The organism is Nocardia pseudovaccinii NBRC 100343 (assembly GCF_001613225.1).
Lineage (GTDB): Bacteria > Actinomycetota > Actinomycetes > Mycobacteriales > Mycobacteriaceae > Nocardia > Nocardia pseudovaccinii.
The window spans coordinates 35688-50953 of the sequence record NZ_BDBY01000121.1 but is presented as its reverse complement, the minus strand read 5'-3'; the positions used below and the strand labels follow the sequence as shown (position 1 = coordinate 50953).

12 protein-coding genes and 2 pseudogenes are annotated in these 15266 nt (G+C 63.6%); 8 read left to right on the top strand and 6 right to left on the bottom strand.

Annotated features, from left to right (window positions below):
* Window positions 1-66 precede the first annotated feature (66 nt).
* Window positions 67-253 (top strand): annotated as a pseudogene (locus tag NP3_RS51825) (IS1380 family transposase); the annotation flags it as partial.
* 34 nt (window positions 254-287) lie between these two features.
* Here NP3_RS51825 and NP3_RS14475 read toward each other — a convergent pair.
* Window positions 288-488: a hypothetical protein gene (locus NP3_RS14475; protein WP_063041549.1), complete on the bottom strand. Its 201-nt coding sequence runs from the start codon at window positions 486-488 to the stop codon at window positions 288-290.
* Here NP3_RS14475 and NP3_RS51820 point away from each other — a divergent pair.
* Window positions 405-968, top strand: a pseudogene (locus tag NP3_RS51820) (site-specific integrase); the annotation flags it as partial. The gene NP3_RS14475 and the pseudogene NP3_RS51820 overlap by 84 nt on opposite strands.
* 505 nt (window positions 969-1473) lie before the next feature.
* Here the strand turns inward: NP3_RS51820 and NP3_RS14465 are convergent.
* Complete coding sequence (locus NP3_RS14465; RefSeq protein WP_063041546.1) at window positions 1474-2988, bottom strand: cellulase family glycosylhydrolase; 1515 nt, start codon at window positions 2986-2988, stop codon at window positions 1474-1476.
* Between the two features lie 399 nt (window positions 2989-3387).
* On the opposite strand from NP3_RS14465, the gene NP3_RS14455 reads away from it, so the two are divergent.
* Window positions 3388-5361, top strand: coding sequence for a hypothetical protein (locus tag NP3_RS14455; RefSeq protein ID WP_063041542.1), 1974 nt, complete (start codon window positions 3388-3390; stop codon window positions 5359-5361).
* Between the two features lie 135 nt (window positions 5362-5496).
* On the opposite strand, the gene NP3_RS46725 is transcribed toward NP3_RS14455, so the two are convergent.
* From NP3_RS46725 to NP3_RS14440, 4 genes are all read right to left on the bottom strand, one after another.
* On the bottom strand, window positions 5497-5727 hold the full coding sequence (locus NP3_RS46725) for a transposase (protein WP_084508588.1): 231 nt from the start codon (window positions 5725-5727) through the stop codon (window positions 5497-5499).
* Window positions 5728-5822: 95 nt separating this feature from the next.
* A complete protein-coding gene (locus NP3_RS14450; protein WP_063041540.1) occupies window positions 5823-6548 on the bottom strand; it encodes an ABC transporter ATP-binding protein in 726 nt (241 codons plus the stop codon).
* Window positions 6545-9307, bottom strand: a complete 2763-nt coding sequence (locus NP3_RS14445) for a branched-chain amino acid ABC transporter permease/ATP-binding protein (RefSeq protein ID WP_063041538.1) — start codon at window positions 9305-9307, stop codon at window positions 6545-6547. Before NP3_RS14445 ends, NP3_RS14450 begins: the two co-directional genes overlap by 4 nt.
* Window positions 9308-9349: 42 nt before the next feature.
* Entirely contained in the window at window positions 9350-10594 is a 1245-nt protein-coding gene (locus NP3_RS14440) for an ABC transporter substrate-binding protein (RefSeq protein WP_063041536.1), read from the bottom strand.
* 374 nt (window positions 10595-10968) lie between these two features.
* Here NP3_RS14440 and NP3_RS14435 point away from each other — a divergent pair, with 374 nt between their 5' ends.
* From NP3_RS14435 to NP3_RS14415, 5 genes are read left to right on the top strand one after another with little or no spacing between them, the layout of a single operon-like run.
* Window positions 10969-11760, top strand: a complete 792-nt coding sequence (locus NP3_RS14435; RefSeq protein ID WP_063041534.1) for an enoyl-CoA hydratase/isomerase family protein — start codon at window positions 10969-10971, stop codon at window positions 11758-11760.
* Window positions 11761-11772: 12 nt separating this feature from the next.
* Window positions 11773-12759 carry an NAD(P)H-dependent flavin oxidoreductase gene (locus NP3_RS14430; RefSeq protein WP_063041532.1) on the top strand — a complete coding sequence of 329 codons (987 nt, stop codon included), beginning with the start codon at window positions 11773-11775 and terminating at the stop codon, window positions 12757-12759.
* Between the two features lie 27 nt (window positions 12760-12786).
* Window positions 12787-13638, top strand: a complete 852-nt coding sequence (locus NP3_RS14425; RefSeq protein ID WP_063041652.1) for an alpha/beta fold hydrolase — start codon at window positions 12787-12789, stop codon at window positions 13636-13638.
* A gap of 14 nt (window positions 13639-13652) precedes the next feature.
* Window positions 13653-14432 (top strand): enoyl-CoA hydratase-related protein, encoded by a 780-nt coding sequence (locus NP3_RS14420; RefSeq protein WP_084508587.1) that lies wholly within the window; start codon window positions 13653-13655, stop codon window positions 14430-14432.
* On the top strand, window positions 14425-15234 hold the full coding sequence (locus tag NP3_RS14415) for an acyl-CoA thioesterase (RefSeq protein WP_063041530.1): 810 nt from the start codon (window positions 14425-14427) through the stop codon (window positions 15232-15234). The genes NP3_RS14420 and NP3_RS14415 overlap by 8 nt, the downstream gene beginning before the upstream one ends.
* Window positions 15235-15266 lie beyond the last annotated feature (32 nt).

Below are 15266 nucleotides of genomic sequence, written 5' to 3'. Positions count from 1 at the left end.
AAGGGTGCTCTGAGCTGCGATAATTCGACTCGTCCAAGTTGAATTCGCTGCATCGATGAAGGGTAAGGCTTTCACCCGTTGCTGGCGTTCGTCGATCACGGCCCGGCGGCCCCGGTGAACCCCTGGCCGAGCTGCTGCGGCCCGGGAACGCCGGCGCGAATACCGCGGTCGATCACTAACGGTCCTGGCTGCCGCGTCGGCGCAGCTGCCGTGGCAGCCGGGCTATCGGGTGGGCCGCACAGTGCTGGTGCGCACCGATTACGGCGGCGGAACCATGATTTCCTCGACTACTGCACCGCCCGCCAGGGCCAGTACTGGCTGGCGTTCACCCTCACCGACACCATCGTCGAAGCGGTCAACCTGATCCCGGACCAGGTGTGGACTCCCGCCTCCGTGCCGACGGCGAGGTCCGCAAGGGCGCCGAGATCGAGGCCGCGTTCGGGGTGAGGCTGCTCTGCCCGGTCGACGAGTTCAATGTCTCTCGTCATGTGGGTAATGATTCGCCTGATCTGTTGCCGCTGCCGACGCCGGAACAGGTGAGCGATTCTTCGAGATCATGAGGGCCCGGATCGCGACTGCCCGCAAATACTCGCCTGCGGCAAGGGACTACGCGTTGTTCCGGATGCTCTATCATGCTGGGCTGCGGTCGGAAGAGGCTGCGCTGCTGGAGCTTCCGGATATTCATTTCGATCGTGGCCCGTTCGGGAAGGTGCGTGTGCGGTTCGGCAAGGGCGCGAAGGTGTCCGGGCCAAGCGGTTCAGCTCGCAAGCATTGCGGCCGCGCGTGCGCGACCCATAGCAACCGAACGCGGCGTGGATCTCGTTGCCATTCAACAACCTTTAGGCAATTGGACCGTCGGATCGGCAATGCGGTATGTCCGGCTCTCGGCGATGTTCATCGAGGATGAAGTCACGGACGCCTGTCAGCGGTCGGTCACCACAATCCTGGCTGAGCTGGCTGGAGAGGACGGGACGGCGGCCCAGCGTGAGCGCGAACTGCACCCGGCGATGCAAGTCGAGATCGGCGACATCGAGGCGTTCCTGAATACCCGGCCCAAGTCTCGCCAGCGACGTCACCGTGCTGCGCCGATTCTTCCGCTTCGCGCGCAGCCGACGCCTGGCAGCACGGGTTCACCGGCGGGTCCGGGGCGGTCGACGGTGGCGACCATCGGATTGAACCGGAAGGACGCCAAAGGCTTTCGCGGTCGAACCCGCACCATTGTCGAAACCGCACCCTTGAGCAAGCGTCGTGAGGTTCGGCCATGGGGCACGGCCAACCAGATCGAGCTGGTCTTCCTACCGGCCTGTCCCTCCTGGTTGAACGGCACCGATCACCGCGGCCACGACGAGCAGGATGCGGTGATCGGCGAGTACGTCCGCCAGCGTAGCCAGCATCCCGGACCAGTCTGCGACTTCGCCGTCGGCTCCAAAATCCGACGTCCCGATTACCTACCGAACGTTGCGTGACGCAGCACTAGCATGAACCCGAGGTTCCTGACCCCGGTCGGATCGTGACGTTCACGGTACTGTTGTCCGAGCAACTGGCGACGACGAGGACTGGACCCGTTGAGACGACTTTGCCGCCGGTCACTGATACCTGGTAGCCGCTGGGGTATTGCACGGCGGGGACCGCGATCGTGGTCTCCGCGCCCGCATCGAAGTTCCCGCTGCCATTGGCGTGGGCGGTGCTGTAGGCGAGCGTGAAGACACTGGACGAGGTGTCGTATCTGTATGTTTGCGGCGTCCCCGAGACCAGCTCGGGGTGCGGGACGGCCAGCGCTTTAAGCATCGTGGCGTTGACGTTGTTCCCGGTGGGAGCTGCCGCGGGGTCGTTCACCAGGCCTTCGGCTGAGCCCGAGGTGGTCGGGTCGCCGCAGTTGCAGAACGCCCACATCATCCAGCCCACCCGGGCGGTATTCGCGGCAGCCACCACGCTGGAGAGCACCCCCGCGTCGGTGGAGGCGCCGAACTCGGTCAGCAGCAGCGCATCACCGGTCCGGGCGCTGACCTTCTCGGCATTGTCGAACGTGGCGGTATTGAAAGGGGGACAGGCGATATTCAGCTGGGCAGCGACGCTGTCGAACGGGCAGTAGTCATGAAACGACAAGCCCGCGTTGGCATCACCGGTCGAGCCGATCGCGGACGGAGTCCCGACGTCGAAGGGCAGCCACGGCTCGCCGAACAGCAGCGCACCCGAGTTGGCCTGGCGCACCGCCGTGTTGACCTTGCTGAAGAACGCGGTGAGTTCGGCGTCCTGGGCCGGGCAGCCACCCGGGGCGAAGCACACGCTGTACTTGCTGCCGGGGAAGGGCTCGTTGAACAGGTCGTAGCCGAGCACGAGTCGGTTGCCGTTGAAATACCCGGCCACATGCTCGACCGCCGCGGCATACCAGTCCTGCAGGCCTTTGCCGTTCACGGTCGCGTTGTTCCAGAAGTTGTCGTACGCCGTCTGCAGCGCAGGCTGGGAGAAGTAGTTGCCCGGGAAGCCCAGCTGCGGTTTCGGAGGCAGGCCGTTGTCGTCGATCGCCCAGGCCGGCTCGCCCTCGCCCTGGAATGTCTCGTTGTACATGTCCTGATGGAAATCGAGTAGCGACACGATCCCGTGTGAGCCGAGCACCGTGACTGTCGCCGCGATGCTCGCGAGATAGTTGTCGTCGAACACCCCCGCCTGCGGCTCGACGGCCTCCCACAGCACCCCCACGCGGACCGCGCTGAACCCGTTATCGGCCAGGAACGCCGCATCCGCATCGTTGAACCCCGCGGCCGCCGGCGTGTACGGGGTGAGCTTGTTCACCATGTTCACCCCTGTCACCAGCACTACCCGCCCGGTGGCATCGGTGATCCACCGGCCCGCATGCCCGATTGGACTGGCTGGGGCGACCACCGCGGGAGTGGCGGCGGCACGAGGCGCCACGCCGAAGGCCGCGATCACGCAGGCGACCGTCAGGATGATGCTGAGCACACCACCGTGTGCGCGGACAGAGAACATGACACACATACTGACACGCGTTGCAGTTTTTCACTCGCCTGTGGCGAAGATCCGCCGACCCCGCAGGCGGGACTGCGGATTCTTCGGTGTCTCCGGCCGAGGTGATGGTCACCGGTGAACGCACTGCGGCGCCAGGATTTTCGCGAACTGCACCCCGCCGCGCGTGATCGGATTCGAGTCCCGGAATGCACAGAGGAACGGCCGCTCGGACGTCGCCAGGACTGCCCACGCGGCCCGGATCGCGCGTGCGGCCGGATCTTCTGGGTAATGCACGCGCAGCGTCGTCCCGTCATCCGCCGGCACCTCGACGTAATTGGGGTGAGGTTGCCGAGATTTCCTTGTTCTCGCGGTACTGCGCCAGGTTTTCGACGAAAGTTGTGTCTACGGTCCGAATCGACTATGGGACAGGTGATTCCAGTGGCTCCGACTCCCCTCGCTCTCGCTACGAAATCGCGTCTTTCGGGACCCAGTGCCGACAACCAGCCTTACCGGTCGTTCGCCCACTTTGATACGGATGGTTCGTCACTGTCGATCATTACACGGGAGTTCGAGGGGTGGCTGGAACGGCAGAAGAGGTGGGGCGTCGATCTGAGTTCGACCGGCACGCAGATCGACGGCACTCGGTCTCTGACGATTGTCCGTCATTCGGTCGGAAGCGCAGATCTCCTGCGTTTCCGGCTCACCGAGGAGCAGCCGGGCACCGGCACGTGGACAACCGAGTTCTCCGCCTGCGCTTCGGCGCACGGCGGCAGCGGGTGGTTCCTTCTCGAAGTCGGAAACAGCCGTAGGAATTGGGTGCAGGCCCCTCGCGTGGTCACAACTCTGGTCGACCTGCTACCTGTGTGCCCGGATGAATCACTGCAGTTGACACCGCAGCCTGCGCGGATAGGTATCCACAGTGTGGAGGAGCTCGCTGCTCGTATCACCGATCCCGACCGCCACGGGTTGATCGTGGTCGCGGGCACCGATGAGCGGCTGGATTTCGATCGGTTCTACGAGAAGGTCGCTCTGTGGACCCAGCAGGTTGTCGGGCAAGCCGAAGTTGCCGTGCTCGACCCCCTCGCGACTGCTGAATTACGCAATGTTATCGGCGACTCGCATGCCGTATCTCCTTGGACCATACGGACTTTCATGCCGGGTGCCGATCCGGCCGAACCCGGAAACCATCGGCAACACAGGTATCTCGGCCCGGGGCCGCTCGCCGATCTCTCGACGCACGCACTACAGCGGATACTCGGCCGCACTGCTCGCCGCAATGCGATGCAGCGCAGGTTGCCGCCGGATATTTTGAAGTATGTCCGGACTCTGAACCGAGTCGAAAACAATGAAGCTCTGACAGGCCTGCTTGCGAAGCCCACACCGGACAAGCACACAGCTCCGATCGAAAATCCTGCGCCACCTGAGGTTTCGACCTCACGCCCTCCGGTGGCTGTTGAAACCCTTGTGCCGGTCGACGACACCCGCCGCGATACCGGCATCGAAACGGCTACCGCCCCGCCTCGTACTCCGGAAGAGATGCCGGACAAGGCCGACGCGGCGCCGGAGCAAGCTCTGCACCTCGTGATGGAGGTGTTGGGTCTGACGAGTATCAACCGGACAGAGCTCGAGTCCATCAGACAACGGGCCGAGCAAAGCACAGACCGGGACGAACTACGTGGGGCCGCCGTGCAGCTGGTGAACCAGAAGCAGGAAGAGATCGATGAGCTGAGAGACGAGCTCGCCGAACTTCACGAAGAAGTTCAGGGCTGGCAGCTCGAGGCGGGTGAGGCACAGGACGAGCGACAGCGACTCTCGGATGAAACTCGCTGGCTACGTGGGAAACTCCGAGAGGTCAAGGCCTTCGAGGTAGCCAACTCGCTCACGCCCGATTCGGAAATCACCGAATACCCGAACGATTATCACGATCTGTTGAGACTTTTGCGGGACGTCGAAAGCGAAGGCATCGTGTTCACCGGTAATCCGGAGGAATGCCAATCCTTAGCAGACCACGACCCACTGTGCACATCTGCCCGCACCTGCTGGGAGGCTGTGCTCGCGCTGCTGGGCTACATCCGTGCCCGCTCTGACGGTGCCTGGTCCAGTGGGGTACATGACTATCTGATGCAACCTCCCGATGGCTATCGAGCGATTTCGGCGAAGAAGCACGGGCGTAGAGAAACCGCGGTAACGATGCAGCAGTGGGGTGATCAACGGCGGTTCCCGGTCCCGTTGGAAGTCTCATCCACGGGAAAGATTGAGATGCAAGCCCACTTCAAGATCGGCACAAACGGCACGATCAGCCCACGCATGCACTACCTCGACCGCTGGTCCCAAGACCGCAAGATCTATATCGGCTACATCGGCCGCCACTTGAAAAATACCAAGACGAACTGATGGTGTTACGCGGCTCGGCGACATCGAGGTCGCGGCTGCCGCAGGAGATGTCGGTGCACACCCCACGGCGTGGCTGCCGGGTCCCACGGGCCCGGATGAGAAGTCTTTCTTGGTTGTAGGGGTTGGTTTTGCTGGTCAGCCTGGTTGCAGGCGGTCCAGGGCGGGCAGGAGCAGGCCGGTGCGGTGGTGATGTCGTGATAAGCGGAGGTGGATGCGTCGGGCGTGACGAGCGATCCTTGCTGGGATCGAGAATAGCTGCAAGCGCAGTGTTTTCGGTTCCCAGCGGCGGGCGCGACGACCATGCAGGCCAATAGTCTGCAGCCAGGCGGTCAGGTCCAGGGCGAGCGCGGCGATCGCGACCCAGATCCGGTTCGCGTTCGTTCAGGTGAGGCTTTGCACCTGGGCCGACGCCGATGTCGCCGCACCTGTGACCGCGGGGCGACATCGGGGTTCTGGTGTGGTCAGACCCCGTCGGTGCTCTGTTTCGATCCGAGGTATGCGTGCTCGATCTTGTCCGGATCGGCCGCCAGTTCCGCTGCGCTGCCGCGCAATACATCGCTCCCATGTGCGAGAACGATTGCGTTGTCGGAGATTTTGAGCGCCAGCCGCACATGTTGCTCGACCAGAACGATCGCAGTGCCCTTCTCATCGGCGACGCGGCGAATGACCGGCAGTAGTGACTGGACGATCACCGGGGCCAGCCCCATGCTCAGCTCGTCGATCAGAAGGACCTTCGGGCTCTGCATCAACGCCCGCCCGATCGCCAGCATCTGTTGCTCACCACCGGAAAGCATGCCCGCAGCGATCTTGATCCGCTCGCCGAGTCTCGGGAAGTACTCGATCATGTCGGAGACGGCGGGGCCCGACCGGTGGCGCGCGAGTTCGAGGTTCTCACGTACGGTGAGCCCGGTAAAAAGAGCCCGGTCGTCCGGCACCAAAACGAGCCCTGCCCGCGATGAGGCCCGCGCCCGCCCTGGCTTTACTCTTGCGCCCACGATGGAAATAGTGCCGCCGAGGCTTGGCATGAGCCCGGCCAGAGTCATCAGCAACGTGGTCTTGCCCGCGCCGTTCGGACCGACCAACGAGAGCACTTCGCCTTCGGCCAGTGTGATGTCGATGCCGCGCACGCACGGACTCGCCGCCGTGTAGCCGGCGTCGATTCCCCGGCATTCGAGAACGGTAGTCATGCCGGTACCTCCGTGGGAGTTACGGCGTCGCCCAAATACGCGCGAACGACGTCGGGATTCGATTGGATTTGCCCTGGCGTGCCCTCCGCGATCACCCGGCCGAGGTCGAGGACGACGATTCGATCGCAGAGATCGAGGACCAACTCCATGTCATGATCGACTATCAGCACGGTTACGCCGGCATTTCGTACTCCTTTCAAACGCTCACCGAGCCATTGGCTTTCGGTGCTGTCCAGCCCAGCTGCGGGCTCGTCGAGCAGGACGATTCGCGGACGACCGGCGAGCGCGCGCGCGACAGAGACCAATTGGCGCTGGCCCTGGGACAGCTCGCTGACAGTTCGGTCGGCGACTTCGGCGAGGTGAAGGACGCCGAACAGAAAGTCGATCTCCTCACTCGTCGGCGCCACACCGCCCGGCCGCTCGGCTGCCGCGACGACCCCGACCGCGACGTTCTCGCGTACCGTCAGATCGTCGTACAATTCGATTCCTTGGAAGGTGCGGCCCAGCCCCGACCTGCTTCGCTTGTGCGGTTCGTGCCCGTCGATCCGCTCGTCTCCGAGGGTGATGTTGCCCGAGGCCCTCGTGAACCCGCTGATTGCATCGATACAGGTGGTCTTGCCTGCCCCGTTGGGTCCGATGAGCCCAATGATTTCGCCGGCCCGCACGTCGAAGCTGACGTCCTCCAAGGCGACGACACCGCCGTATCGGACACCGATTCCTTTGGCGGACAACAGGATGTCACCGGATGGTCGGCGGACCGGCGGTTCGCTCGCAGTGGGAGGTGATGCAAGGTTCGCGACGTCGGCTCGGACTGGGCGAAAACGGCTGAGCAATCTGCTGATTCGATCACTGTTCTCGTGGAAGTGGCCGACGAGACCTTCCGGGTATCGGATGACGGTGAGTACCAACAAGACTCCGGACAGAACAGCGTAGTAGTCCCCGAGGTGCAGGAAACGGTCCATCACAATGAACAGAATGCTGCCCGGTCCGATGACGCCCGCGAGAATTCCGCCGGAGACGCAGGTGATCCCGGCGATGTAGACGATGGCGAACAATGCGATTCCGGCGATGGTGGAGAACGTTTCGGCTGTCGCAACCGTCTGCTGGTAGCCCATCAGCGCTCCACCCAGCCCGGCAACGAACGCGCCGATTGCGAAGGCCTTGATTTTGGTCCGGGCCACGTCGACTCCGCACGCTGCTGCCGAGCGCTCGTTGGCCCGGACCGCGAGCATCGAGGCACCGAGTCGGCTGGTGCGCAGCCTCACGACACCAAGGGCGACCAGAACCAGGATGACGAGGCAGAAGACACCGAAAGAAATGCGCGGATATCCTTCGCCACCACCGATTCCCAGATCGATGCCGAACAGCCGCGGATTCTCGATGTGCGCCCCGCCCAGCCCACCGTTCAGGTTGGTGTTGCGGAACCAGAAGGCTTCCAGAAAGACCGCCAACGCCAAGGTTACGACGGCGACCGGTAGCCCGCGGATGCGCAGGGCCGGAAGCCCGACGATAACCCCGATAACGGTGGCCGCGAGCGCAGCAAGAAGGACAGCGATCGGAAACGGCACACCCAGATCACTGGTCAGGCGGCTCAGAGTGAACGCGCCGACCCCCGCCAAGGTGAGCTGAGCGAGTGAAATCTGCCCGGCGAAACCGGTCACAACCACTTGGGACAGCGCGATCACGGCAAGAATCAGAGTCGTGATGATGGCGGCTCGATAGCCGCCTGAGGTCAGTAGCAGAGCCGCGAGTGCGGCCGTGGCCGCGACCACCGTCGGCACCACCACCCTGCGGGGGCGGGGCGCCCGGCCGAGAGTCTGCCGGTTTATGGCGCCTCGTGTGGGGAGTGGCTTACCCCGAATTACCAAGAAAATGAGGATGAGGATGAGCGGAATGAGCTCGGCCACGCCGGTCTGCGGGAACCAGCTGATCGTGGTCTGGAGATGGGTTGTCTCCGACTGCAACATCCCGATACCCAGTCCGGCTGCCACCGTGAGTCCGAGCGCATTGAAGTTGCCTACCAGCGCGGCCGCGAGCGCGGGCACTATGAACAGTGTGTAGGAGACCGGGACGAGGGGCACGATCGGCGCGATCAGGATTCCGCTCAAACCCGCCACCATCGTGCTGAGGGCCCAGTTCCCGAAGGCGATCCGTTCCGGGGAAAGCCCTGTGACCAGGGCTCCTTTCTCCGTTTCGGCGGCCGCACGGGTGGCCAAACCGAAACGGGTCCAGCGAAATAGCAGGCCGAGCGCGACCGCCAAGATCAGTACTACGGCCGCGAACCACAACCGGTCCTCCGGAATGCGGGCGCCGCCGACCGACACGACTCCCGACGGGAGAATCGCCTTGACAGACACCGGGGTGGTCCCGACCCGCAGCGCCAGCAATGCCTGAACGAACAGCATCACGCCGATCGAGGCCACCGCTTTCGCCACCGGAGGCGCGGTACGCAACGGGCGGAACACGACGGCATAGATCAGTGCACCCAGCAGGGCGGCGACGGCCAGGGATATCACCATCGCAGGAACGAGACCGAGGTGCTCGCCGAGATCGATGGACTTGCGCATGCCGGGAACGGGATTGAGTAGCTGCCCCTTGCGCAGGAACCCGTAGGTGTACGCCACATACAAGGCCACCGCACCAGTACTGAAGTTCACGACTCCGGAACTTCGATAGGTCAAGACCAAGGCGAGGCCCAGGGCGGCGTACACGGCCCCGTTGCCCAGTCCCAGCGTCAGAAAGACGAAGTGATCAGTCACGGAAAGCTCCTCGGGTGAAGGATATTTCGACCAAGCCGCTGTCTACTTGGTGACCTGGGGGTCGGTAGGCTTGCCGTCGCTGACGGTCACCATGACCACTTCCGTACTGCAGATGGCGGGCAACTGTGCGATTGCGTTGCCGTCGCAGGTGAAAGTGATGCCGTGACCGGCGGGCAGCGCCACATTCTTGGTCGTCTTGATCGAGTTGGCGATCGCGGCGGCTGTCGGGTCACCCGTCACTCCCTGCGCTGCACGCACGAGGCCGAGCATGCCTTGATAACCGGTGTAGGTGTAGCCCCCGATGTCGGTGCCGGGTGCGTATTTCTTCATCACACTCCGGTAGAGCACCGCGTCCGGGTCGTCGGACACGATATCGGCGGTCGTGACGACGTGACTGCCTTCCATCGCGGCGCCGGCGGCCTCGATGGTTGCGGGATCCAGGCACGGTTGGATCAACATCTTGTCCTGGCCGGCGCCGAGGGTGCCCAGTGACTTGAGCACCGAGGTACACATGGTCGCGTCGCCGACGACCCCGATGGCCTCCACGCCGTTGGAGAGGCCGGAACTAACCTGGGGCGTCGCGTCCGGTGTTCCGGGCGTGATCGGCACGACCCGCATATCGATTCCGGCGGCGGAGAATGCAGCGCCGCCCATTGTCTTGGCAGTCGCCGTGACCGCACCGGAGTCGACCACGAAGAGAGTGACCTTTTTGTAGTTCTTTCCTGCGGCGTAGGTAGCCATCGACTTCAGACTGCTCGGGAATCCGCCGGTGAGAGCGAATGCGTTGGGGCTGGTCAATTCCGCCGCGCTACCACCGGACGGGGTGACGTAGGGGATGCCTGCTCCGGTGATGACCGGAACCATGGTGTCGCCGAACGCGGTGGTGGTGACGACGACGGCCGAAACCTTCGCCTCCACCATCTGGTTCGCGCAGTCGCGGTTCGAGGCCGGGTCTTCCTTACTCGCGCAGGTCACGAGTTCGATCGGATGACCGGCGATTCCACCCAGGTTCGCGTTCGTGTACTTGACGGCCGCTTCGGCGGCCTCACGGTTCGACGGTTGCGATACCGCGGGCCCGCCCTCGGGGTTGATCAGGCCGATCTTGATCGGGCTCCCGGCAGCCGGCTTGTCCGGGAAGGCGCTGCTCGGCGCTTCGGCCGACGAGCCGGTGGAGTCGTTGCCGCTGCTACACGCAGTAGCGAGCGCGATCGCGGGGACCAGTGCGATCAAGCCGAGCCGTCCGGCCCGGGCAGGGATGGACGGTCGAGTGTTGCGCCTGTCGAACATAGGTTTCTTCTCTCGGGTAGCTCGCTGATGAGTCGCACCACTTGGCGGTGATGTAGGTCACATGCCGAAGGTCAGGTAAACGTAGATGCGGAAAGAAGATGTGTCAATAAGCAATCTAGGTTTACTTAGTTGACAGACGTGGCCTTGTGAATTCAATCCACCAGGTGGTCGGCGGTCGTCATTGGTTTCTGGCCGTTTTGGCGGAAATGTGGCGTAAGGACGCAAAACTGCTGAGAAAGGCTAATGATCTCGTCGCGCGCGTGGCGGTCCAGACCATGCGGTTGTGAGATTTGCTCGAATCAACGTAGTGAACTATGTTATCTATGTTGGACCGTTGAGTCGCTGCCGGTGCTACCGGCGGAGAGGTGGACAGCATGGAAACGGTCGCAGTCGAACGGAACGACGGCGTGGTCACCGTGGTCATGTCACGGCCCGAGAAGAAGAACGCCGGTAGTCCGACGATGTGGCGAGAACTCGCCCAGACTTTCCGCGAGATCGAGCGAAGGTCCGACGACCGTGTGATGGTTTTGACCGGCGCCGGTGGCGACTTCTGTTCCGGAGCCGACCTCGAGGCCCTGTCGGGCGATGCTCTCGACTACATGAAGCGCGCCAGCCAAGCCGCCGAGGCGCTGTCGCAATTGACGATCCCCACCATCGCCAAGGTGGACGGCGTTGCGGTCGGAGCCGGCTGGAATCTCGCTTTGGGTTGCGATCTCGTCGTCGCCACCGACCGAGCGAGATTTTCGCAGATCTTCATCCGTCGTGCGCTCTCACTGGACTTCGGCGGAAGCTGGCTCCTACCTCGAGTGGTCGGTTTGCAGAAGGCGAAGGAAATCGCCTTCTTCGGCGAGATCCTCTCGGCCGCAGCGGCTTCGGAGTTGGGTCTGGTGACGCGCATCGTGGGCCCCGACGAGCTCGACGACGTGGTCGAATCGATGGCACGTCGGTTGGTTCGTGCACCGGCCCAGGCGTTGTCGCTGACCAAGCAGTTGCTGGACGCCGCCGCTGACGGCGGCAGCATCGAAGCCGCACTGCAGCGGGAGAATCATGCCCAGGCCAACAACATTGTCGGCGCGGACGCCGCGGAGGCGAGGGCGGCCTTCATGGAGCGGCGCGAGGCTGTCTTCTATCGAGCCGATCTTCATTCCGCCACTGCACCCGCTTAGGAGAGTCGCACTATGTTGAAGACCCGCTTCACCGAGGAGTTCGGTGTCGATCACCCTATTGTCCAGGGCGGAATGATGTGGGTCGGCCGCGCCGAGCTCGCTGCCGCTGTTTCCGAGGCCGGCGGCCTCGGCATCATTACCGGGCTTACCCAGCCCACACCGGAAGAGCTCGCGAAGGAAATTGCGCGCGTCCGGGAGATGACGGACAAGCCGTTCGCGGTGAATCTCACTCTGACGTTGTCGATCAATCCGCCGCCGTACGAGGAGTACCGGCACGCGATCATCGACTCCGGTGTGACGATCGTCGAGACCGCCGGGTCGAACCCGCAGGTGCACGTAGAGCATTTCAAACAGCACGGCATCAAGGTGATCCACAAGTGCACCAGCGTGCGGCATGCCCTCAAAGCGCAGAGCCTCGGCGTCGACGCCGTGAGCATCGACGGCTTCGAATGCGCCGGACATCCAGGTGAGGACGACGTACCGGGTCTGGTCCTGATTCCCGCCGCGGCGGACAAACTGACCGTGCCTATCCTTGCGTCCGGTGGCTTTGCGGACGGTCGCGGGCTCGCGGCCGCGCTGGCACTCGGCGCGGACGGGATCAATATGGGCACGCGGTTCATGTGTACCGTCGAGAGTCCGATCCATCCGAAGATCAAGGAGCAGATCGTCGAGGCGAGCGAACTCGACACTCAACTGATCTTCCGGCAACTCCGAAACACCATGCGTGCCGCGAAGAATTCGGTCAGCGAAGAAGTTGTCGACATCCTGGGCAGAGGCGGCCGGTTCAAGGATGTTCAGGAACTCGTTGCCGGTACCCGAGGCCGCAAGGTCTACGAGAACGGTGATCCCGAGGCCGGAATCTGGACCGTCGGGATGGTGCAGGGCCTTATCAACGACGTCCCGTCCGCTGGTGAGCTGGTCGCCCGGATTGCCGCTGAGGCCGAGACCGTTCTACGCCGGAACTCGGCGTTGATTTCGGATCCGGTCTCGGTTCTCTGAGGTCAGCGAGCGAGGATCACGATGAGCATCGCAACCACCATCAGCACGGCACAGGCTGTGGCCTTCCGGGGTTACCGGGGACTACGGCTTGCCGGAGACTCTTGGGGAAAGGCGGGCGACCCTGCTGTCCTGCTGCTTCACGGAACGGGGCAGACCCGGCATTCGTGGAAACAGACGGGTATCCGCCTGGCCGCCAATGGTTTCCGTGTCGTCGCGCTCGATACTCGTGGGCATGGTGACAGCGGCTGGGCCCGGACCGCCGCCGAGTACACAATGGACACTCTCGCCGCCGACGTGTGTTCGGTCATCGACGAGATGGGTGAGCCGGTCACGATCGTCGGGGCAAGTCTCGGCGGGCTGACCGGGCTTCAGGTTGCCGGTGAACTCGGTGCCACTCGAGTACGCAAACTCGTGCTGGTCGACGTCGTCCCGCGAATCGAGAGGGGACAAGGTAGCCGGCGGATCCGATCCTTCATGGAGGGAAACCCCGGCGGCTTTGTAAGCCTGGAGGAAGCAGCAGACGCGATCGCGGCATATCTACCGCACCGGACCCGTCCGCGCAGCCCGGAAGGTCTGCGGCGCAATCTGAAGCTGCGTTCCGACGGGCGCTGGCACTGGCACTGGGATCCGCAGTTCCTCCGCAAGCCGGAGCAGGACCTGCACGCCTGGGTGCCCAAACTCGAAGCTGCTGCGAGAGAGCTGGGAATCCCGATACTCGTCGTGCGGGGTGCCGTATCGGATGTGGTCAGCAGGGAGGCCGTGGAGCAGTTTCTGGCCGTCGTGCCGACCGCGCAGTTGGTGGAACTCGGCGGAGCCGGTCATACCGCGGCGGGCGACGATAACGATGCGTTCACCAACGCCGTAGTCGAATTCGTTTGAATATAAGGAGACCTATGGCAGACAATAACGACGGGAGCGAAGCCGATCCCGTCCTGGTGACACATGAGGGCAATGTCAGGATTCTGACGCTGAACCGTCCGGATCGGCGTAATGCGATCAATCGCGCGATGCGCAAGGCGATCAAGCGTGAGCTCTGGAAGGCCGACGCGGATGACGACGTTCGGGTCGTAGTGATCAGCGGTGCCGGAACTGCGTTCTCGTCGGGGGTCGACCTCCCCGAAGCGCTGACCGGACCCCCGCCACGCACCGAGGGCACAACACCCACCCAGGTTCTCCGCGCTATCGGCAAACCCGTGATCGCGGCTGTGAATGGTCCTTGCTACACCGGCGCATTCGAACTTGCCGTGAACTGCTCGTTCATCATCGCCTCGGAGCAAGCGGTCTTCGCCGACACGCACGCCTCGATCGGCCTGCTCAACGGTTGGGGAGGTAGCGCCATGCTGCCGCGGACGGTTGGATTGCCCGCGGCCATCCAGATCATCCTCAGCGGTGATCCCATCGATGCCGCGACCGCTCTGCGCATCGGTCTGGCCAACGAGGTCGTGCCGCACGAACAGCTGATGGAGCGCAGTCTAGCGATCGCCGGCTCGATTGCGGCCAGTCATCCTGCTGCGGTGCAACGAATGTTGCGCTTGCTGAAGGAAGGCGCCGGTGCCTCGGTCGCGCATGCGCTCGGACTCGAGGCCGAGGCTTCGGCAGCCTGGCGATCGGACGGCAAGGATGTCGGCGACCGTTTCGGCAAACGGTCGGCGAAGCAGAGCCCCGATGTCTGAGATGGCCATGTCCACAGGCCGGGCGGGGCTTCGAGCGGCCCCCCTCACAGAGGTGCTCGAACTGGAGCGGATCGACCGCGGTTTCTTTCGCTCCGTACACCGCGTCGCAGTCGAGCGACCGCTGTACGGGGGGCAGGTCTTGGCGCAGGCGTTGATGGCCTGCGGCGCCACTGTCGACGCTGATCGCCTCCCGCATTCGTTGCATGGTTACTTCCTCCGTAAGGGCAATAGCGCAACATCCGTGATGTTCCGTGTCGAGAACGACCGGGACGGACGGTCGTACTCGGCTCGGCGGGTGGTCGCGTTGCAGGACGGGGAGGTCATCTTCAGCATGGCGGCGTCCTTCCGGGCTGCGGTCGCAGGGGAGGAGCACACCACCGCCGAGGTGTTGCCGGTTCGCTCGCCGGAACAGTGCCTGGCTATCGACCCGCGGCCGGAACTGGCTCTCCAGGTTCGGGTTCAAGATTGGTCGAGCGCGGAGAAGTTCTTCCCCGCCAGATTCTGGGTGCGTCCGAACTGCGCGCTGCCGCAAGGTGAACCGCTTGTTCACGCCGCTGCGATTGCCTACATGTCGGACTTCTCGACCGGGCTTCGTCGCCGGGTCGGTACCGAGCAGCTCGGACCGAGTCTCGATCACGCCCTATGGTTCCATCGCTTGCCACGATGGGACGACTGGATCTTCGTCGATCATCGCCCGGGTGTCTCGGCGGGCATGAGGGGCTGGTACCCGGGCACGATCGTCCACAACGGTCACGTCGTGGCGAGTCTGGTTCAGGAAATGGCGTATTCCCGCGGCAGCTGATTTTCGATGTTCCACCACCAAACGGAGGCGTC